10 protein-coding genes and 1 pseudogene are annotated in these 22,214 nt (G+C 52.3%); 4 read left to right on the top strand and 7 right to left on the bottom strand.

Translation table 11 applies throughout. The features are described 5' to 3' along the window. Positions 1–90 precede the first annotated feature (90 nt). Positions 91–2,070, top strand: coding sequence for a glycoside hydrolase family 31 protein (locus tag RUM_RS08040; protein WP_015558640.1), 1,980 nt, complete (start codon positions 91–93; stop codon positions 2,068–2,070). A gap of 75 nt (positions 2,071–2,145) precedes the next feature. On the opposite strand, the pseudogene RUM_RS13125 reads toward RUM_RS08040, so the two are convergent. The 3 genes and pseudogenes from RUM_RS13125 to RUM_RS08025 all read right to left on the bottom strand — a co-directional run bounded on the left by RUM_RS13125 (position 2,146) and on the right by RUM_RS08025 (position 4,203). Then, positions 2,146–2,733: pseudogene (locus RUM_RS13125) on the bottom strand (flavodoxin). A 50-nt stretch (positions 2,734–2,783) separates the two neighbouring features. Then, positions 2,784–3,953 carry an iron-containing alcohol dehydrogenase gene (locus tag RUM_RS08030; RefSeq protein WP_015558638.1) on the bottom strand — a complete coding sequence of 390 codons (1,170 nt, stop codon included), beginning with the start codon at positions 3,951–3,953 and terminating at the stop codon, positions 2,784–2,786. A 1-nt stretch (position 3,954) separates the two neighbouring features. Next, on the bottom strand, positions 3,955–4,203 hold the full coding sequence (locus RUM_RS08025; protein WP_015558637.1) for a hypothetical protein: 249 nt from the start codon (positions 4,201–4,203) through the stop codon (positions 3,955–3,957). Between the two features lie 200 nt (positions 4,204–4,403). Between RUM_RS08025 and RUM_RS08020 the strand changes: the two genes are divergently transcribed. Next, a complete protein-coding gene (locus tag RUM_RS08020; RefSeq protein WP_157864616.1) occupies positions 4,404–5,129 on the top strand; it encodes a LytR/AlgR family response regulator transcription factor in 726 nt (241 codons plus the stop codon). Then, positions 5,129–6,469 carry a sensor histidine kinase gene (locus RUM_RS08015; RefSeq protein WP_015558636.1) on the top strand — a complete coding sequence of 447 codons (1,341 nt, stop codon included), beginning with the start codon at positions 5,129–5,131 and terminating at the stop codon, positions 6,467–6,469. The genes RUM_RS08020 and RUM_RS08015 overlap by 1 nt, the downstream gene beginning before the upstream one ends. Before the next feature lie 70 nt (positions 6,470–6,539). On the opposite strand, the gene RUM_RS08010 is transcribed toward RUM_RS08015, so the two are convergent. Then, complete coding sequence (locus tag RUM_RS08010) at positions 6,540–13,919, bottom strand: InlB B-repeat-containing protein (RefSeq protein ID WP_015558635.1); 7,380 nt, start codon at positions 13,917–13,919, stop codon at positions 6,540–6,542. A 331-nt stretch (positions 13,920–14,250) separates the two neighbouring features. On the opposite strand from RUM_RS08010, the gene RUM_RS08005 reads away from it, so the two are divergent. Then, positions 14,251–15,111 (top strand): helix-turn-helix transcriptional regulator, encoded by an 861-nt coding sequence (locus RUM_RS08005; RefSeq protein ID WP_162094100.1) that lies wholly within the window; start codon positions 14,251–14,253, stop codon positions 15,109–15,111. Here the strand turns inward: RUM_RS08005 and RUM_RS08000 are convergent. The 3 genes from RUM_RS08000 to RUM_RS07990 all read right to left on the bottom strand — a co-directional run bounded on the left by RUM_RS08000 (position 15,104) and on the right by RUM_RS07990 (position 22,194). Then, positions 15,104–16,897: a beta-L-arabinofuranosidase domain-containing protein gene (locus RUM_RS08000; RefSeq protein ID WP_015558633.1), complete on the bottom strand. Its 1,794-nt coding sequence runs from the start codon at positions 16,895–16,897 to the stop codon at positions 15,104–15,106. The genes RUM_RS08005 and RUM_RS08000 overlap by 8 nt on opposite strands. Before the next feature lie 210 nt (positions 16,898–17,107). After that, complete coding sequence (locus tag RUM_RS07995; protein WP_015558632.1) at positions 17,108–21,805, bottom strand: GLUG motif-containing protein; 4,698 nt, start codon at positions 21,803–21,805, stop codon at positions 17,108–17,110. Next, a complete protein-coding gene (locus RUM_RS07990) occupies positions 21,802–22,194 on the bottom strand; it encodes a hypothetical protein (protein WP_041326353.1) in 393 nt (130 codons plus the stop codon). The genes RUM_RS07995 and RUM_RS07990 overlap by 4 nt, the downstream gene beginning before the upstream one ends. Between the last annotated feature and the right edge of the window lie 20 nt (positions 22,195–22,214).

Raw genomic sequence — 22,214 nt, 5'->3', positions numbered from 1 at the left:
AATACGGTAGAATATCAATAGCTTTTTCCGATGCTTTATCGTATTATATCATACAGAAAGCAAATCCGCAACCCTAAAAGGAGTGGTTTTATGATCCGGAAGTATCTATACGGAACTCCCTTTCCCACCAACGCAGTGGTAACGGACATTCCCCCATCCACTGAACAACTGCCCTTTTTTGAAACCGACAGCAAAGGCACCTTCACCTATCCTCTGCAGAACGAGGACATTGTGTATGGTCTGGGTGAGCAGATCCGGGGTATCAACAAGCGGGGCTGGCAGTATGTAAGCTGGAATTCCGACAATCCCAACCACCAGGAGGACACCCGTTCTCTGTACGGTGCGCACAATTTCATTCTCATCAGCGGCAGGCAGACCTTCGGCGCATTCTTCGACAATCCGGGCAGAATGGAATTCGACATCGGCTATACCCACGGCAATCGGATGCAGATCCGGGCAGAAAAAAATGACCTGACAGTTTACATCATCACCGGTCAGGACGAAAAACACATTGTCAAGCAGTTCCGACAGCTCATCGGCAGAAGCTACGTTCCGCCCTTCTGGGCATTTGGCTACGGTCAGAGCCGCTGGGGTTATCAAAATGAGCAGGACGTGCGGCAGGTGGCGCAGCAGTATCAGGCTGCCGGCATTCCACTTGACAGCATTTACCTAGACATTGACTACATGGAGCGGTATAAGGATTTCACTGTAGATCCGAAGCGTTTCCCGGATCTGGGAAAGCTGGTACAGGATATGCGGACACAGGGCATCCGGCTGGTACCCATCATTGACGCAGGTGTGAAGATCGAAACAGGCTACGATGTATACCAGGAAGGAGTAGCTCACAATTACTTCTGCAAGAACGCAGAGGGTAAGGATTTCGTCGGGGCGGTATGGCCCGGGCGTGTGCATTTCCCGGATTTTTTGCAGCCGGAAGCACGGGACTGGTTCGGAAAAAAGTATGCAGTCCTGACTGACCTGGGCATTGAGGGCTTCTGGAACGATATGAACGAACCGGCAATTTTCTACACGGAGGATCGGCTTGCGGAAACCTGCAGCGAGATTCAGAGGCTGACTGCCGGCAATATGGGAATTGACGAATACTTCGCCTTTACCGGCATGGTAGCAGGGCTCAACGGCAACAAGGGAGACTACGACAAATTCTATCACAACGTAGCGGGAAAGATGGTCAAGCACAGCGATGTGCACAATCTCTATGGCATGAATATGACCCGCTCCGCATATGAGGCACTCCGGGAGATCTGCCCGGACAAGCGAACCCTGTTCTTCTCCCGTTCCTCCTACATCGGCGCACACCGATACGGAGGTATCTGGCAGGGGGATAACAAGTCTTGGTGGTCCCACATTCTCCAGTCCATGCAGCAGCTACCCGGACTCAATATGGCTGGATTCCTGTTTACCGGATCGGACACAGGTGGCTTTGGAAGCGATACAACGGAAGATCTGATGCTCCGTTGGCTGCAATATGCCCTGTTTACTCCCCTGTTCCGGAATCACTCTGCCAACGGTACCCGCATGCAGGAGCTATACCGATTTGATACCCTGCATGCTGCGGGGGAAATGGTCAAGATCCGCTACTGCCTGATCCCCTATCTGTACAGTGAATTTCTGAAAGCCGCCCTAAGGGACGATATGATGTTCAAGCCGCTGGCGTTCGACTTCCCGGCGGATCACATGGCAAAGGAGACGGAGGATCAACTGCTGATCGGCGATGAACTGATGATCGCCCCCGTATACAAGCAGAATGCAAGGGGGCGGTATGTATACCTGCCGGAGGAGATGATGCTGGTGAGAATGCAGACCTGGGATCAGATCCATACGGAAATCCTGCCGAAGGGGCATCATTACGTGGACGTTGCCCTGGAGGAATTGGTATTCTTTATCCGTCAGCAAAAGGCGATTCCCTTCGGAAGACCTGCCCGGAACACTGACTGCATCGATCATTCTGCTTTGCAGTTGCTGGGCTACCCCGGCTGCACCTATGAGCTGTATGCAGACAATGGCTTTTCCCCGGAGCCGGAAACAAGCCTTTCTGTCACGACTCTTTGATTGGAATATGCAAAAGCGGCGTTCATTCAGAACGCCGCTTTTATATTACCGAGATGGAATGACGCGTTCATCCAGCTACGTCCGGATATCTTCCCCGGAAGCACCGTTCAGCCGTTTTCCCTCCACAATGTGCAGCTTGGCATACATGCTCTGCAATTCGCCCACGCTTTTCTCGATGGTGCTGCCGCCGGAGGTACAGAAGGTGTACACCTGTGCGCCGGACAGATCATAGCTGTCCAGGAAGATTTCAATGATACGGGGATGGGTACCCCACCAGATGGGATACCCCAGATACAGCACGTCATAGGATTCCACCGCCGACAAATCGTTGCCAATCTCCGGTCTTGCCGCCGTATCCTGCTGCTCCCGGTTTGCCCGGCAGTCATCCTAGTTATAGTCCAGATCCGCCTCCGTATAGGGATCCTTGGGCTGGATTTCAAACAGATCTCCCCCGGTTTCCTCCGCCAGAAGCTGTGCAGCCTTTCCCGTATTGCCGGTTGCAGAGAAATACACCACCGCCGTTTTTTCCGTACTCCGGGTCGTTTCAGGCTCCGGTTCCGTCTCTGTAGAAGCCGCCTTTGTCTGTACGGCCTGTGTGGTCTGTGCTGTAGAGGCGGTGCCTTCCCCATTCCCGCTCTGGCAGGATGCAAAGGAAAACACCATCAAAAGCATCAGGCAAGCGCTGCATAGTTTTTTTGTCATAAGTCTTCACCTCACATGGATGTCTGTAGAATCTTTCTGATATCCTCCTTGGTGAGAATCCGGTAGCCTCCATCCAGGATCAATGTGGCGTTTACCATATCCTCGATCATGTCATCGGTCGCACCCAGCTCTCTCAGATGCATCGCAAGTCCCAGCTCCTGCATCCAGCTTTCCATTGCCGCCAGACCTGCAAGGGCAATTTCCTTGTCCGTCTTTCCTGCCGGATCCACATGCCATACATTTTCTGCAAAGCGCACGAACTTGGGCAGTCCTGCCTCCAGGATATAATGGTAGTACGCCAAGGAAACTGCCGCAAGGGTCATGCCGTGGGTAGCATCCGTCACTGCGCCTACCGCCTGACCCAGCATATGCACCATCCAGTCCGTGGACTTCCCCTTTGCCACAAGCGTATTCAGCGCCCAGGTTGCCGTCCACATAATATTGGACCGTGCCTCATAATCCTGAGGGTTCGCATTGGCGATCCGGCTGGAATGGATCAGGGACTGCATCAGTCCCTCACTGATATAATCACTGGTGTTGTCATCCGTGCCGGAAAAATACTGCTCGCAAATGTGATTGAAAATGTCGTAGATACCTGCACACATCTGATACTTCGGCAGGGTCATGGTGTAGTTGGGGTTGAGGATTGAAAACCGGGGCATGATCTTCTCGTCCGCAAACACATGACCAATTTTCAGCTTTGCCTTGTGATTGGTGATAACCGCACCGGCGTTCATCTCCGAGCCGGTGCCAGCCATAGTCAGCACGCAGCCCACCGGAATGGTTTCACAGGTCGGCTCATCAAACTTGATATAGTATTTCTCCCAGGGATCCTCCGGACAATTGACAGATACGGACAGGGCTTTCGCATAGTCACACACAGAGCCGCCTCCCACCGCAAGGATCAGATCCACCTTTGCATTTCTGGCAATCTCCATGCCCTCGTACAGTTTTTCAATGGTGGGATTGGGCATCACGCCGGCAATCTCCGACACATTCTTTCCGTTGTCCTTCAAAATTTCAGTGACCGCATCATACAGCCCGTTCTTTTTAATCGAACCGCCCCCGTACACCAGCACAACGTTTTTACCATACTTGGAAAGCTCCATATTCAGACTGTTCAGAGCATCCGCCCCGAAATATAGCTTTGTGGGATTGGCATAAACAAAATTTCCTAACATTTCAATCATCCTTTCGCAACTTTGTTTCGATCTCTTTTTCCAGTTGAAACACCAGATAATCCAGGCAGCTGATTTGTGCTTCTTCCTTGTGGATCCTGTCCAGCAGGGTCTGACGATGCCTGCGAAGCAGCCGGATCATGCCCGGAATATCCCGGCGGGCATGACATCGCAGAATCTCTGCTTTTTCCCGGTTGCTGCATCCGAAATCCGCCAGGCATTCCTCCAGCCCCTCCAATTCTGTCATCGACATTTCATGATCCCCTCCCGATACCTGTATTATACCCCACCAACGGGCAAATGTAAAATACCTGTTTTGCATATATAGAAATGCCCAAAAAGCATTTCTGAGCAATGTACGCCGGGCATCCTCCGGCGGAAACGGTTGCAAAAAAGAAGAAACTATGCTATGATAACAACAGAATCGCAGTAGACTGACGGGAGGTGCTGAATGTGAATATAGCTTTGGTGGACGATGATGCAGAAGCCCTGCGGCTGCTTTCCAGCCTATTTGAGGCGCAGTTGACCCAGATGTTTGACGCCATCCACCGGATCGACACCTATCCAAGCGGCGAAGCATTTCTCCATGCATGGACTGCCGGAGCCTATGATCTGATCGTACTGGATATCTATATGGAACGGCGTAACGGCATCGCTGTGGCAGAGCAGATCCGGCAAACTGACCAGTCTGTCCAGATTGCATTCTGCACCTCCTCCAACGAATTCGCTGCAGAAACCTATGCAGTCAATGCCAGGGACTACCTGCAAAAGCCCATTACCGCAGAAAAGGTGACACGGCTGCTGCACAAGCTGGACGCCGCTCAGATCGAGCAGTCCCGTTCCGTGCTTCTGCCGGACGGAGCTGCCCTGCGCTGCCGCAGCGTAATCTACGCTGAATACAGCAATCACCGGATGCGCTTTCATATGAAAACCGGAAAGCACCACACGGTGTATGCTTCCTTTGCGGAGATCCAGAAGCTGCTGATGCCATTCGGGTACTTCTTTTCACCGATGAAAGGCGTGCTCTTGAATTTTTACGAAGTAGCACGCTTATCCGGGGACAGCTTTCTGATGAAGGATGGAACCACTCTGCCCATCGCCCGACGGATCTGCAAGGATGCCCAGGCACAGTACAGTGAATTTCAGTTCCGCACGCTCAGCCGGGAGGTGGATCTGTAATGTCCGGATCCTGGCACATCCTGGAAATGATCCTGTATTCCCTGCTGAATTTTACCCCCTATATCGCCATTGCGTTCTATCCATTCCGCAACAGCCTGCGGTTTTCCAAGCGGATCACCACGCTGCTGATTGTGGCGGCAGCCATCCTACAGGTTTTCATTGGTCTGTGGGCGGGGATGTGGGGCGGCAATGCCAGCATGCTCAGTGCGCTGAGCACTATCATGTATGCCCTCTTTTACTTTCTGGCGGTCAGGACGGACTTTGGTAAGGCACTTTTCACCCTGCTGATGCTGTCCAACATTGCAAATTTTATCACGGCTTGCTCCAAGTGCATCGAGGGCATCTATTTTCCAACTCTGGCCATTCAAGGCTATCGGTGGAGCTTTTCGCTGATTATGTTCCTGCTGGAGCTTCTGCTGCTGATCCCCCTGGCCGTATATATGGGTCGCACCTATTCCACCGCTTTAGAACAGGACACCGCAAAGCCCACCTGGCATTTTATCTGGCTGATCCCAGCCACGTTTTATGTGGAGTGGTACTATCGGCTTTACGGCAGCAGCGAATCCGCCCTGGCCTTTGCAATGGATCCCTCCAACACGATCTTTCTCCTGCTCATCAACCTGGGCGCCCTGCTAATTTACCATATGGTGATCTGCCACATCCGTGTTATTGACACAAACGTCCGGCTTTCCGAGCAGAATCACGCCCTCATCACCCAGCAGCTGCAATATGAAAACCTGAAGGAGCGCATCGATCAGGCAAGGCAGGCGAAGCACGATATGCGGCATCATGTGCTCCTCCTGCAATCTTTGCTGGAAGATCAGAAATACGCAGAGGCAAAGCAATATCTGGAAGCATACAAGCTGACCATGCCGGATGACCGTTCCTTCCGCTTCTGCGACCATTACGCAGTCAACGCCCTGCTGCTGTACTTTGCCCAACAGGCAAAAAATCAGGAAACCGATTTTGAAGCGACGGTGCAGGTGCCGGAGGATCTTAATATCCCGGACAATGTACTTTCCGTTCTACTTGGAAATTTACTGGAAAACGCATTGGAAGCCAGTCGGCATGTGGAAACAGGCAAGCGCAAAATCACCATCAAAAGCGTTTGCAGCGGAGGCATGATCCTGTTCAAAATCAGCAATACCTACGCCGGTACACTACTGCCCAACAAGAACGGGCTGTATCTGTCCACCAAGCATACAGGCAGCGGCATCGGGCTTGCCTCCGTGCGCAGCATTGTGGAACAGAACCAGGGCAGGATGGAGATCACCCATACAGACACGCAGTTTATTGTGACTGTGATGCTAGAACAATACCGCACAAAGATTATGCGATAAATGCACACTGACGCAAAACAGCCTCACCGGATCACCCGATGAGGCTGTTCGCTTTATGGAAGGATTAGAATTATGCCTGCTGATATGCTTCTGCTGCCTGGTGATAGAGATACAGCGCTTTTGCAACCAGTTTCAGGCTGTCCGTAGATTTCTGACTTGCCAGTACTGCACGTACATAGCACATGGGATCATAGCTGAGGGTATAGCCGCCAATCACACACGCTCCTGTTGCTGTTCCGGGCACTGCAGAAAGATCCATATAGTAGTAGTGATCCTTATTGCCGGTAAAGCCGTATGCGCTTACATCCGTACCCGGCTCCACCAGGAAATAATGCCGCAGGATCATGCCGGATTCTAGCACAAGGGTAGAACCATAGTACGTTACGCCCGCAGGCAAAGTGCCGCTCTCGATCCTTGTATAACCAGCCAGCGTGTCTGCTGTAACTGCTGCCATTTCAGTGGTTTCTTCCAGGGTCTTGCCGCTGAAATATGCCTCTGCAAAGTCGCCGTAGTTCAGCATTGCCAAAGCCAGATCCTTTGTCTTCTTGTCAAAGCCATTGGAGTCGTCCAGAATGTAATTTGCGTAATCCTCTACGGAATATGCATAAGCGCCCATCAAAGTGCCATCCGATTTTCTGATCTGTGCATGGATCTGACGGGTCATTTCCTTTGCTGCCACACCGCAGGAGAATACATAGTACTCCTTGCTGTCAACCTGCTTCATATCCGCATCGGATACCAGGATCTGCTGGGTGGTGCCGTTGGGCAGTGTCAGTTCCATATATGCGTCCGCATCCTCTGTGACCACATCGGACAGGGAAACGTAGAAATGTACACCGATGGTTCCGTTCAGAGACAGGGAGGTTCCCTCCAGCTTGGCTGCGCCGTTTGCATAAACACTGCCGTTCTGGTAAACCACTGCGCCACGCAGCCGGGGATAGCTGTCCTCGCCGATGGTCTGACCCCAGACTGCACCGTTCTCCCCCTGCGCCAGCAGGTATGCAACCTCGCCGGATCTTACCGCATTATCGTCTTTGCCGGTCTGACCGGGTTCATCTCCCGTATCGGCGTCAATACCGGTAATCGTGGTATTGTAGTAACAGTTAACAGCGTTTTCTGCAACTGCATACAGCAGCACTGCTTCGGACAGCTCCATCTCGCCACCCTGGTAGCAATTCACGGTGCTTCCGTTGCCGGAAACATAGGCTGCTATGCCGGATGCTCGGGAAAGACTGAAGATCTTCCCAACGTTCACACAATTGAGAATCTGACAATTGTCTGCCTGTACGCAGATACCGCCGATCCGCTTGCCCATCAGAATTGCACGATTCTCCACGCAGGAAATGGTGCTGTCGGTTGCGTGCCCCACGATACCTGCCAGGTACATGCAGGTGGAATCTGCAACAAAACAAGAATCCGCAAGAGTCAGATTTTTGATCTCTGCGTTCTGGATCTCACAGAACAGACCCAGATACTGGTTGTTTCCATTGGTTCCGTTGTTGGTGGCATACACACCGCTGATGGTATGTCCCTGTCCATCAAAGATACCGGTATATGCACCGGCTGTGCCGATGGGCGTCCAGGTGATCGGATTCTTCCGGTTCAGCTCTCCGTTCTGGTTCAGCATATTCCGGTTGATTACAATGTCACTGGTCAGAATCGCATTTGCTCCGGTTTCGCCTGTATTGACGAGCTTTGCAAAGCCAAGCAGCTCTGCCAGATTGGAAATCTCGTACACGCCATTCCGGAGGGGCGGTGTGACGCAACCATATCCACACACGGTACAGATGCCGTCCGCTCCAACGGTATGGGGTTCCTTGGCGCCAATGGGGTCTGCACAGCTTTCGTTTTCACAGATTGCCCAGTGCTGGGTTTCGTCATAGCCATAGCTGTAGTTGTGCTTCAGTTCCACTGCATTCCAGATGGCATCTGCATAATAATAGGTATCCTCCAGATGGAACACTCCGCCAACCGGAACAATCGTTTCCTGCTGACTGTCGTATTTTTTGAACTTCCAACCGGCAAAGACGCAGGATTCATATTCTGTGTTGCTGCGGGTAGGCAGCGGCATATCCGCTTCGTTGAGGTCTCCCACAGTATACGTCAATCTCATATATTTTGTATTGCCCAAGAAGATTCCGCCGTTTGCATTGAAGGAAACCGTTGCCTTTGTGCCCGCCCAGATGGGTGTCAGAGTCACTGCAAACGTATCCAGTGCGATCACTGCATCCGGATCGTCAAATTTATATTCCTTGTCGTTCTGATCTCTCCAGCCAACACAGCGCCATTCCTGGCTGCCACCGATCCAATTTTCCACAACCGGGAAATCGCTGATCTTATAGTTTCCCACAGGGAGCATCACAATGGGGTTCTCGTTGAAATCGTGACCGGGAACCAGGGCTTCTCCGGTGCCGCTCTTAAATGCAACACTGGTTTCAAAGCGAACCACCAAACCGGTCAGCTCCCACTGGGCGGTAAAGGTGGGGGTTTCACCGGCCGTAATGGTGAATTCCTCATCCAGCCCGTGTACGATCTCCTCCGTATCCCGGCTGTCCGTCCAGCCAACTACCTCATACCGGCACTTATCCGGGTAATAGCTCTGCACCGGCTTGGTCAGCTCGGAGAATTTGTGTGTACCCTCCGTCAGACGCATTCTGGGATTTGCCAGAACGCCGCTGCCTGCAAAGAAATTGCCGTACTTGACATCGCCGCTCTTCAGGTTCACATTGGTCTCACTGATCCAATGGGCTGTCAGAACTCTCCCCTGCTTGGATACGATGAACGCATCATTCTCGATCCGGTTTCCATCCTCGTCCATCCAGTAATCCACCGAAAAGTCGGAGGTACCTACGGAAGGCCGGCGAGGGCTTGTGCTGTATCCACCGGTAAAGTCGCTGATCTGATAAGTGCCATTGTCCAGCGTTCTGGTAAATTCGGTCACTGTGGAGCCGTCATTCTGATTAAAGTATCCGTTTTCGCCTGCCCGGAAGGTGACAGTGTGTCCCACATGCACCTGACGGATGGTCATCTCACTGTATACCGGGATGCTGACCGCCTTGCCATTCGGATAGTAGTCAAAGCTGGTCTTGTAGCCTGTAAAACGGTGGTAGAAAACCTGATATCCGGTTTCTTCGTCCAGGTATCTGGAGGTTTCCGGCAGATTGCAGATGTAATCATCCAGAATCTGATACTGGCTGTAGGTACCGTTAAACACATAGGCATATGTGCCCTCCGCAGAATTGTCTGCGATGCAGGAAACAATCTGTTCCGGGAAGTTCAGGGCAATCGGCGACTGAATCCGGGTTGTGATCAGGATCTTCTCCGTCTTGCAGACCGCCTGGAGGGTCATGCTCTTGTTGGGCATAATAAACTGAATATTGGAGTAGTCCACAACGCCGTCCCCGTTGCGATCCCAGCCAACAAAACTTGTGACCTCATCCTCGCTGCCGGACCATACGCTGTATTTGAAATCGTTCCACCAGCCGTACATATCCCCCTGGTACAGGGAAACGCTGTGACTGGTCAGTTGTTGCTCCGTGCCGTCTACAGTCGCAGTAAATGCAGTGCCGTCCGCCGGCAGGAAGGTCAGGTTTAATTTGAAATTATATCCGGGTCGCAAATAGAACTCCTGGTAATATGCATGCATCCCTTCTGTGGAATTGACCGCAGACCAGGACGAAGCAAACCGGAAGCGCTTTTCCCAGCCGGTGAAGATTGCAGCGTCTGAATCGCCCACTGCATCCAACGCCTTCGTAAAGCAATCCACAGTTTCGCCATCCAGGATCACCGGCTCTCCCTCCAGCAATACCTCCTCGCCGTTGAAGGTGAAGTTCTGGTTGTTCTTCACCTGGAATGTGGCGGAATCCACATAGCATGCCTGATCCACGTCATACTGCTGCACATGGATGGTCACGTTGGGCTGTTCATAAACCCCATAGAATACCATGCCGTCAGTGGTGATCCGGGGCAGAATGATGGTTCCTGCCGAATTCTTTTCTGTGTCAATGGCTCCGTCCCCGTTGTAATCCCAGCCCAGCAGAACACCGGCGCTATCCACAAATGTAGAATCCGTCGGAGAAAGCAGGGTGGTATCAAAGGGAACCGTCACCGCAGACGCCATCCGTTCCTCCTCCGTTCCATACAGGAAAGTAACGGTGCAGTCCCGGTACTGTGCCACATAGGTCTGGGTGAAGGTCAACTCCCGATTGGGCTTGCTGGTTCCCGTGTTGAAATAATCCTCAATGTCATTGGTGACCTGCCATTGCTCGCTGCCCCGGTAGGTCTTTATCGACTGGCTCTGATCCTGACCGATGGTGCTCCACCGGTAACGATCGTAGGCATACTGATCGTCGGACAGCTTGGTCAACTGGGTCAGATCCTCCCCGGTCAGATTATCATGTCCTGTCCAACCGGTCAGTACATTTGTATGCAGCGCAGCCTCCGGCGGAACCGGCTCCTCCCCTGCGCCGCAAAGCCGCAGATCGGACTTCCAGCATTTTTCAAGCCCATCGTAGTATACAAAGCTGACATAGAACTGCTTTCTCTCCGCATTCCGGTAGAACACCGTATCTTTGGAAATGTAAACGTCATACAGCTCCTTGTCATTGTTTTTCAAGCTTGCAACGGATGCGTTCTCCTCCGTGTACAGTGCATCCTCCATCTGATAGATCTTATCCAGGGACAAATTATTCAGCCCGAACTGTCCTACGCTTTTGCCAAGCTGGGTCTGCATCACAGCCACTTCCTTGGTAGAGCCGTCCGGGAACTTCAGACAGTAGGTTGCCTTCGGCGTCTTTGTAAAGTCCGCAATGGATGTCACATTCAGACTGGGATCCGCCCAGTACAGCTGGGTGGAAATACAGATGTATCCTTCCACCGCATGTTTCGCCGCCATGGACAGCATGGGCATGGAGCAGTACAAGTCAACCGTGGCGGTTCTCGCCTTCAGTTCCGAGTTCTCTCCATCAATAGACAACTTCATATTGCTGTACTGGAATGTTTTGTCGGACACATGCGCCACAAAGTCCCCGATCTCTCCGAGGGGCACGTCATTGGTAAGCGCACCGGTTTTCAGATCCAGACAGGTGGTGCTCAGACCGCTGATATCCAGAATGTCCGCACTGTTGGCATGCATGAAATATTCCCGGTTGCTGGTGTCATCCACACTGTATAGGATATACCGATTGCCTGTGGAGTACAAGGGCCATTTTTCGTCAAACAGGGTCAGTCCGGCTTCCGCATCAAAGACCTGGGACCGTGCCAGCAAAGTCACCTCCAGGTAGATGCCCATTTCCATATAATAGCCGCCGGCAAAGGATCTGTTCACATTGCTGGAATACTGAAGGGGCTTGGTGATCTCCAGGCTCATATAGCCATACAAGTCCACATAAGCGCCCAGCTCCAGGGCAATGCCCACCTCGCCCAGCTTCCGGAATCCGGTAAAGGAAAGGGTCAGCTCCCCTTTCAAGCCGGTCTTGACACCGAGATAACCGCAGGCATCCAGATTATAGGCATACCGGTTTGCCCCGACCAGCTCATTCTTATAGGAATGAAGCCCTTCGCCTGTTTTACCCCGCATGCCCACCTGGGTCGCATCCAGGTAGGTGAAATTGCTGGAAAGCCCTGCGGAAAGATCAAGCTTCAGTACATAATTCAGACCCAGATGTACCGTAAAGATCGGAAACTCGGGAATAACATAAAAATCCTTACCTATGATTTCTACATCGCACAGGTCGATATAGCCTCCGTCTGCGTTGATCATCTTCTGGTACTTTGCCAGCATATCCGAAGAGCTGATGCTGTCGTTGACGCTTTCGGAAATATCCTCCCAGCTTTCGGAGCCCTCTGTGCGGATCTGCACATAAAAGTCAAAATTGGTCTGGGAGTACATATTGGCTGCATAATCAAAGTTCACCTTGCTGCCGTCCCACTCCTTGTAGCCCTGCATGGTGACCTTCAGGTACTCGGTAACGTCCACGGACGCCTGCACCGCAACCCCCTTGATCTCCCTCTGGATGCCGATGATTACCCGCAAAGCAGACCACTTGTTGTTGTCCGGATCGCTGGCGTCCACTCCAGGAAAATTAGGGTTCTGGGCACTGTCCCGGCTCCAGGATACGCTAACGGTAATGCCGGTGTTTCCTGCCGGTACGCTGATGCCCTTGGCGTTGCCCATGCTCAGACCATCCCGGAACATCAGGGGGTTCTTCGCATAATCCGCTGCGGATGCAGTCATGCTTGAAAACAGGGCAAAATCCTCTGCGCTGCCCGCCTCTCCTGTAAGCTGCTGGAACTGTTCATTTTCCAGCACTGCACAGGTCAGCAGGTCAGCCAACTGGCTTGCGCCTGCGCTCTGACTGATACTCTGCTCCAGCTTCTTGGTATCCAGCAGCTCATTTGCAGAAACTTCCATGTTGGTGTATACATCAACGGTGTCCAGAACATCCTCCAGCTCACCGTCCTGCGCTTCCACATAGTACCATGTGTCGCCGCTCAGCATTCCTTCGTCCAGTGTCCGGTCTGCAAAATCATCCTGAACGGATACCGCCGTTAAGAACAATGCAGAATCATCAAACAGCTGTCCGAAGGTGTCCGGATTCTCCCCGGCACTGACCCATTCTGCATAGCCCTCCAGCAGGCAGAATGCGCTGTCTGCCGAAAGGGTGTATGTATCACTTTTGGGAATGTACAGCTGATAATCCGAACCGTCCCGGATCACAGCGTCCCAATCCAGATAAATGATGGACTGCTGCAATTCCACCACTTCAATTTCGTCCTTGTGGATCCGCTGGGACAGGGACGTAAGGGATGCACTGTCCTCGGTGACGATGGTTGCCCCGTTGGATACGGAAAAATCATACACACAGCCAGCCTGATAATCCTGCTTGGGGGTGATCTGATAGTTGCCATCCCCCAGGGGATCGATCACAAATGCATCCGGCAGTGCGCCCAGGTCAGACTGTACCGTCAGATACTCACTCAGATTCTCCGGCGTGATTTCCGTATCCGCATGGATCACCAGTGGCGCAGAGGCTTCACAATCCGGCAGGTATGCGGACTTGCTTTCATAGACCTGATCCTGATTGGCTGTCTCCCCATAGGCAGCATACAGCTTGGTGTTGACCTCAATGGCATCCCCGGAACTGTAGGGTCTGGTCAGCTGCTCATCGTAATACCAGCCGGAAAAGCTGCTGTTTTCCTTGCTGGTGCAGGGAACCTGGGACAGAGTAGTTCCCTTATCCAGAGTCACCGAACGTACCGCACTGCCCCCGTTTGTCTCAAAGGATACGGTCACGTGATGCTTGGCGTTCTGATAATACCAATACCCGGTCAGCCCCCCTGCGGCAGAGAACATCAAGGTAAGAGCCAGCACACCGGTCAGAATCCCTTTTCGCCGATTGCTTCGGACGCTGCCCGTTTCCGGGCAGGCAACCTGCTTCTCTTTTCTCATAACACTACCTCCTGCACTTGGATCTGGTAATACCCCACAATCTTTGTGCGGTATTACCCTATGTTTTGCATTGCGTTTCAGCCGTTTCCGGCACAGCATTTTGTTTCGATTGGATTGTGATCTAATTATATCACACTCTCATGAAAAAAGCAATCCCTTTCTGTACAATTGTATGCAAAAATCGACCCAATCGCAACCGGATCGGAATGCGCCTCGTCCGGTACTTGCCACTTGACAAAACGCCGGATCCCGTGTATACTTCAAGGCAGATATTTCAGACAGCATCGTGCAGAACTTGTGCAAAAAAACCCTTACAAATATGGAGGAAAAGATGTTTCAAGTCACACAAAGCCAACCGAGAATGCTTGGATGCAAAGCCCCGGAGCCTCTGTCCTTTTCGGTATGCGGACAGCTGATCAGCCCCTCCGGTTTTCTGCACCACCGTCGCTGCTTTGCAGAAACAGTGCTGATCCTGGTGACGGAGGGGGCCCTGTACCTGAACGCCAACGGCAGCCCATTTGCTCTGACTGCCGGAGCATATATCCTGCTTCCGACAGGTGAGGAACATTTCGGATTCCGCTCATCGGAAGGCTCCCTGTCCTACCTTTGGGCGCATTTCCGAACAAAACAGGGATTTGAGCCGGTGCATGCGGACGATGCGAAAGGATATTCCTATTTACTGCCTGAAACTGCATCCGTCTCCCCCTCTGGCAGAACGGCACAGCTGTTTCATCAGCTGATGGATCTGTCCCTGGAGGAGCAGCTGTACACCCACAGCATGTCTGATTACGCAGTCAGTCTGCTGCTGATGGAGCTGTCCCAGGAGTATTTCCGAACCTGCAGTACCAGCCAGAGCCTGCCGGGGCCTGTAGTATCCGCAAGGGAGTGGATCAAAAATCACTACTTTCTCCCCTTCGATCTTCCGGAGCTTGCGGCTGCAATCGGATACAGCGCCGATTATCTGTCCTCCCTGTTCAAGCGCAGTATGGGAATATCCATTGTCCGGTATACAAACCGTCTGCGCATCAAAACCGCCAAGACCCTGCTGTCCAACCACGGTGTTTCCATAAAAGAAGCCGCATTTTCCTGCGGCTTCTCTGATGAAAAATATTTTATGAAGGTGTTTAAGGAACAGGAGGGCATCAGCCCCACACAGTACAAGCATTCCTTCAGTCGGAGAAATATCAATTGAGGGACTTTTTCGTGAAGTACACCGTATAGCACTCGTCCGTGATATCATACAGAGGCACCAGTTCAAAGTTTTCCGGCTGATGGATCGTCCGGTACACGCTTTGCCGCCAGGGAAAGGTGTCATAGGTATGCTCCGTGACGGGGGTCAGTGCACTTGTGGGGTCATTCTGCGCCAGGTAAATGCCTCGATCGGATTCACACAATCCTGCCAGCACAATGGGGCCCTCCCGGAACGCCAGCAACTGGGGCATGTCCGGCAAGGAACAGGTGGTCAGCGCCGCCGGGAAATAGAGATTCACCGTATCGTCCTCCCAGACCCGATCCAGTTCGGCAAAGCCATTCACTGATTCAACCTCTGCATGCTGTCCATTCACCAGGATCACCAGCTCCCCTGCCACCCATGCTGGGATCCGCAGAGAAAGAGTAAACCGTTCCGGCTGTTCCGCCTTGACGTGCAGCTTGATATACCACCGGAACATTCTGCTGTCATCCCGCTCGTCGAAGGATGCCCCATCGTTGTAATACTTCATATCCACGCTCTGGGTAATGGTCACATGGGCATTGAACTTGCAGACCGAGTTAATATACTGCGCAAGAATCAGACGGTTCTGCTCTTTGTCCGCATACCAGCAAAGCTGGGGATATATGGTGTGAGCCTGTACGGTTGTGCCGTGACAGCACCAGAAATCCTTTGTTTTGCTGCCCCATTTTTTCACGCTTCCCGCCTTCATAGGCAGGAAATACGCCGGCATGCCTGTATATTTATTCTGCTGTGCAAGGAACCCATTGTAGAGATTGTTTTCAATATAGTCCAGGTATTCATGCGCTCCTGTAAAGCAGAACAGGTAATCTGCCAGCCGCACCATATTATACACCGTGCAGAATTCCTGTGTACGCTCTCCCAGAAACATGCCCAGCTTCCGGGGGGGAATCCAGAACTCGCCGGAATTTTGCCCACCGGTGCAAAAGGCATCCCGATCCGAAACGGCACATTGCCAGAACCGCTTCACAAGCTCCAGCCACGCTGCATCCCCTGTGATCTCATACATTTTTGCCGCACCATGCGCCCAGGGAATGCTGGCGTTTGCGTGACAGTTGGACAAGGGGTCTTCCCCATCCGCAAGCCTGCCAAATATGGAAGGATGGGCATACCGCTGCGCAAGGGTCAGGTAGCGTTCATCTTCCGTCAGCTGGTACAAGCCTGCCCATACCTCCAACATGCCGCCCTCCTCACCGCTGTACACAGCGTGGGGATTTTTTTGCATCATCTTCTCCGTCCACTCCAGGTACCAGTCCGCTGCCCTGCCCAAGATCTCCAATGCCACTTGGTTTTTTGCATACAGGGCACTGTGATACAAGCCCAGCAGGGTCTTGTGCAGGGTATACTGGGGCGACCAGATGTATTCGTTTTTCTTCAGCTTTTCAAAGTACTTTTCCGGGATTGATCCGATCCACCTGCCTCCATTCAGTTCCTGACAACGGGCAAGCGCATCGATAATGGTATCCAGCTTTGCTTTCAGCTCCCGATCCTGATTCTGTGCGATCAGCAAGGCGGCAGCGGACAGCCAGTGCCCAAGGAAGTGGCCACGCAGCTGACAGGTGGGAGATTCCCAGCCCAGATGCATCTCCGTTACGTCCCGATCTGTACGGACCCCGGCCTCCAGCAAAAAGTTCTGGAGCAGATTTTCACTTTTCAACTCCATCAGGTATGCTCTGTTGATGTCTGCACGTTCCTTGAACAATCCCGGCAGAAGATATGTATTTTCGATTTGGATTCTGCTTGGCATATGGTTTCCCTCCGTTTTTCAGGCAACATCGCACGAAGATTGTGTGGTGTTGCCTTCAGTGTATTTCTATGATACACCACGCAGCCGGATCTGTCAGTAGACAAATCGGGCAGCAGGTGGAAAATTCTTAGACAACGCCGCACAGAGCTTTGTGGGGTGCCGCCTTGGATTGCAAAAGCCCCATCGATTTCTCGATGGGGCTTGTTGGATTTATGAAACCGGATTCTGCTGATACGCAATTGCCGCCTGATTGTACAGATACAGAGCCGTAACCACCTGTTTCAGATTGTCCGGTGCATCCGCACTTGCCAGCACGCTGCGCACATAACACATGGTGTCATAGCTGAGGACATATCCGCCGATCACGCAGTTCTGATTGACTGTACCGAGAACGGCTTCCTGATCCATGTAATAATATTTGCCCTTGTTCCCCGTGAAGCCGTATGCGCTTACATCCGCATCATCTGCGACACGGAAGTAATGCCGTACCACCGTACCGGATTCCAGCAACAGGCTGGAACCATAGTAGGTGATCCCCTCCGGCAGCTCACCGGATATGGTGGGCACTGCATCCGCCAGAGTATCCGCAGTCACACGGTTCATTTCCTCCGTTGCGCCCAGCGTCTCTCCGTCAAAATACGCCTTTGCATGAGTACCGTAGTTCAGCAGCGCCTGTGCCAGTGCCGCAGTTTCGGGGGAATACTTTTCTGTGTTTGCCAGAATGTAGTCTGCGTATTCTGCTACCGTAAAGGTGTACAGCTCTCCCTGCTGTCTGCCGTTGCAAATCTGCGCTGTAATCTGAGTAGTCATCTCCTTGGCTACCATTTCCACGGTGAACACATGATAAGTAACCCCGTTGATCTCCGTCGTAGTGGCATCATCCACATAGATCTGCCGGAAGGTGCCATCCGGCAAAGTAAACAGCATATAGGTCACCGGGTCATTGGCAATGCTTTGATCCAACTCAATGTGGAAGTTCACACCGATTCTGCCGTTCAACGTCAGGGTATACCCGGCAAGCTTAGCTCCAATGCCATCTTCAAACATGCCGCAGTACTTGCATTTGCTATTCACATAAGCATGCGCACCGAAGGTATCAGCCTTCTTCAGATTGCTGTAGCTGTTTGTAGAGGGACTTGTATTGTTGCAGCCTGCATAGTGTGTGATCTGGTATACCTTTGCACTGCCTGGCATGGGGAATGCATCCGTTCCGATCACCTGTCCCCAGACGGTCGCTGCCCGACCATCCTGCAGCAGGTATGCTACCTCGCCGCTGGCAAAGGCTGCAGCTGACTTTGCTGTTCCACCGCAAGTGGTGCCGCTTTCCTCCGTTTCAGAAAGATAGTAGCAATTTGTGGCGGAAGCGCCTTCCCCCATGTTGCTGCATATGCCATTGTTCACTTCGGCGAGCTTTCCAACGCTGTAACAGTTAACGATTTTACCGCTGTCGGTTGCGCCGCATATGCCGCCGACCAAGGTAATGTGTGACCAATTTTCTTCGGCTGCTACGGTAGCTGCAGAAGGACAATCAGAAATCGTGCCCTTTTCCATTCTGCCGCATATACCGCCGGCACTGTTTCCAGCTACCATGATGTATGTGTCCGAAACGTGCGCATTGGAGATCGTACCGTCCTCCGCATACGCACACAGACCAGCCCAGCCCAATCCGCCATTTTCCTCAACCAGCAGGCGTGCGTTTGTAAGACGCACATTGGATATGGTGCCGTTCTGCATATATGCGCACAGACCGGAATGGCCTTCTGCCGTCTGAATGTACATATCCGTAACGGATACATTGGTGATCGTTCCGCTCCCCAGATATCCGAACAGACCGCCGTACTTTACATTTTTGTTGCAGTACAGCCCGCTGATGGTATATCCCTGTCCGTCAAAAATACCGTTGTACGGAACGACCGTGGAGGTATTATCATACTTGGTGCCGATGGGCGTCCAGACTCTGAACTTGCTTGCATCTTCTGCCAGCTGTCCATCCGCCGTCAGAACCCCTTTGTTCACTGTAATGTCCCCGGTCAGTACCGCATTCGCACTGCCGTAGGTTTCGTTGTCGTTGTTTACCTTGTCTGCGAACCAGTACAGCTGTCCGGCATTGGAGATCTCGTAGGTTCCGGCTTCGTTCTGCACTGCTTCCTGATATGCATCGCAGTATCCGCAGAACCCATCGGCAGTGTAATAAGCATGATAGCCAAGGGCTGTGCATACGTCTCCGTTCCGGAATTCTTCTGCGGTCTTGCTTGTACCTACACCCTCTATAGAGGTAAATTCGGTACCCGCTCCGTTGCATCCCTCCAGGTAATAGGAATTACGTACAGTACCGTTCAATATAAAGCCGAGAATTCCGCCGACAGAAGAACTACGACCGGGACAGGAAACGGTACCCACATTGCTGCAGCCGGAAACTGCGCCCCGGGTGCTCTGCCCAACCACGCCGCCTACTGCATCTACTCCGCTTACCGTTCCACTAAAGCTGCAGTGGGTTATGGTACCGCCTTGGTATATGAAGCCGCATATGCCCCCCACGCAATCCCTTCCATTGAAATAAGAATCTGCAACATGAATGTTTTGAATGGTGCCTTGCGCATACCCGAACAGACCGATGAATTCCTGTGTCTTGTCATTGAAATACAAGCCGCTGATGGTGTGCCCCTGTCCGTCAAAGGTTCCTTGGTAAACTCTACTGCTTGTGCCGATGGGAGTCCAGGCTGTGAAATCCGACCCATTGGTCACGTTCCCCTCTGCATCAAACTGCAAGGACTGGAGCAGATCGGGATTCACGGTGATGTCCGCCGTCAGGACAGCTTTTGCGCTCGCATTTTGTGTGTTGACTTGTGACGCGAACCAATACAGCTCCCCGGCGCTGGAGATCTCATACTGCCCGGCTGCATTCCTAACAGGCTGCTGATAGCCGGTGTCACAGTACACGCAGAAGCCGTTCTCATCATAATAGGGGTGACCGCCCAGCAGCGTGCAGACGCTTCCGTCTTTGAATTCTTCTGCGGTTTTGCTTTCCCCGTATGCATTCAAACTCGTATTTGCTCCGTTGCAGCCCTCCAGGTAGTAGCAGCTCTGCACTATGCCAGAGGTGCTGCCGCTTATAGCACCAACATATTCAAAAGCGGATATGGTGCCTACATTGCTGCAACTGGTGAAATCTACTCCCCCGGCTAAACCGCACAAACCGCCTACCGTGTCTGAGCCGTTGATCATGCCATCGAAGCTGCACTCGATCATTTTGCCATCAACCATATAGCCGCACACACCACCCACACACTGTGATGCGTTCAGATAAGAGTCTCTAATGTGCAGATTCTCGATCGTGCCCTGCAAAGAGTGTCCAAACAATCCCACGTTATAGGCTGCTGCATCATTAAAATACAAGCCACTGATGGCATGCCCCTGTCCGTCTATTTTTTCCAGGATCAGAGGATTTTCTCTGGTTCCGATGGGGGTCCATGTGGCGAACTGATTTCCGTTCAGTACATTCCCGTTCTCATCGAACTGCAAAGACTGAAGCAGATTTTCGTTCACGACAATGTCTTCCGTCAGAACAGCATACGGGATGTTGTTATTGCCACTATTCACCAGATCCGCCAGCCAGTACAGATGCTCTGCACAGCTAAGCTGATAAGGATCGCTGGATGAACCACTGCCAGACGGTTGGATCAATGTAAAGCCTGGCTGCTTACAGAACAGGCATACGTTGTCCACATATTGATGCCCCTGTGCAGGTGCATTCGCATCGGGGACGGTTTGCTCCGCACTGCACCGTGTGCAGACTTGCTTTAGCTGCCCATTCTCCGTGCAGGTGGGATCCAAGGTCTCCACAATCTTCCAATCATGTCCCAGTGCCGACTTACCCTCATCCGGAATGGTTTGCTCAGTACTGCATCGCTTGCAAACCTCTGTCAGCTGACCGTCCTTCGTACAGGTAGGGTCTGTAACCTCCGTTGGCTCCCAATCGTGTCCCAATGCAGGGTTACTTTCATCCGGAATGGTTTGCTCAGTACTGCACCGCTTGCAGACCTGCTTCAATGTTCCCTGCAACTCACAGGTAGGAGCCGTAGTTTCTGTGGTCTCCCAGTCGTGCCCCAGTGCAGGGTTACTTTCATCCGGAATGGTTTGCGCAGTACTGCAACGCTTGCAGACCTGCTTCAATGTTCCATCCATCTCGCAGGTAGGATCCGTAGTCTCTGTGGTCTCCCAGTCATGCCCCAGTGCAGGATGACTTTCCAGGGGAACTTTCCGTACTTCGCTGCATACCGTGCAGGTTTCTACGATATAGGCAGGCTCTGTGCAGATTGGCCCTATCATACCGCTTGTTGACCACTGATGTGCACAGGTAGAATACTGCAGTTCAAACTCTGCCATCTGAAAAACGTCCCCGTCCTCGATTGCCGTGATCTCCAGTTTGAAATACCGATACTTATTAGATGTAGCCGTAAATGTGAAATCATAGGATGCATAATTTTCATTTTGGAGTACAGTGTCATTCGTGACCGCATGGATGGTTTCCCAGTTGGCACCTGACTCATAGTCATTGCAGCCATAAAGGGTCCAGCTCTCGGGATTTCTGCCGATTGCGGTTGCGTTGTCATTACCGGTGGTAATGGTGTATCCACTGACATAGATCTCCTCCGATGCCCGGAATACCGCCTCTGCACCGATAAAATACTCCACACACCACTTCGAGAAATCATCCTGCGTCTTTTTTCCGTCAAGGATCTTGTCGTAGCTTTCTTCTTCACTCACGCCGGCTGTACCATATATGGGTGTGAAGGTCACGCTCTTCGCCGCCCAAACCCTGTATGCAGGCAGTCCTGCGGTAGGGAGCATGGTCCATACCATCAGCACCGACAGCAGCATCGCCAGCCATCTTTGTTTTTGCTTCATACCTCTACCTCCTGAAACTCTGTGTCTGCATAGCCGGAAACAGAACAGCAATGCCTGATTGCCTCTGCAACCACGGCTCCATTCACCGGCTCTGCGGTAAAATACCGACAGTCCACCCGGTAAGACTGGGCGCCAAAGGCCGCATCCTCTGCAAACCACACCAGTGACGCCTTGGGGCAAAGCTCGTGGGCGGCTATAGCAGCCTCCATTCCCACAGCGCCCGGAACAGCAATGCAAATGATCTCCGGCACACTGCTGCGGAGCGCTGCAAGGTATGCGTCATAGCTTTCCGGCGTCAGAAAATGCAGCAGCCTGTACTGCATGACAGCCGTATCCCGGATCATACCGGTCAGGGCAGTACCTTCCCTGCCGTAAACTACAATGTCCACATGTCTCCCCCTTTCCTGCT

This window comes from Ruminococcus champanellensis 18P13 = JCM 17042 (genome assembly GCF_000210095.1).
In the GTDB taxonomy this organism is placed as follows: Bacteria; Bacillota; Clostridia; order Oscillospirales; family Ruminococcaceae; genus Ruminococcus_F; species Ruminococcus_F champanellensis.
This window is presented reverse-complemented; position numbering and strand designations above follow the sequence as displayed.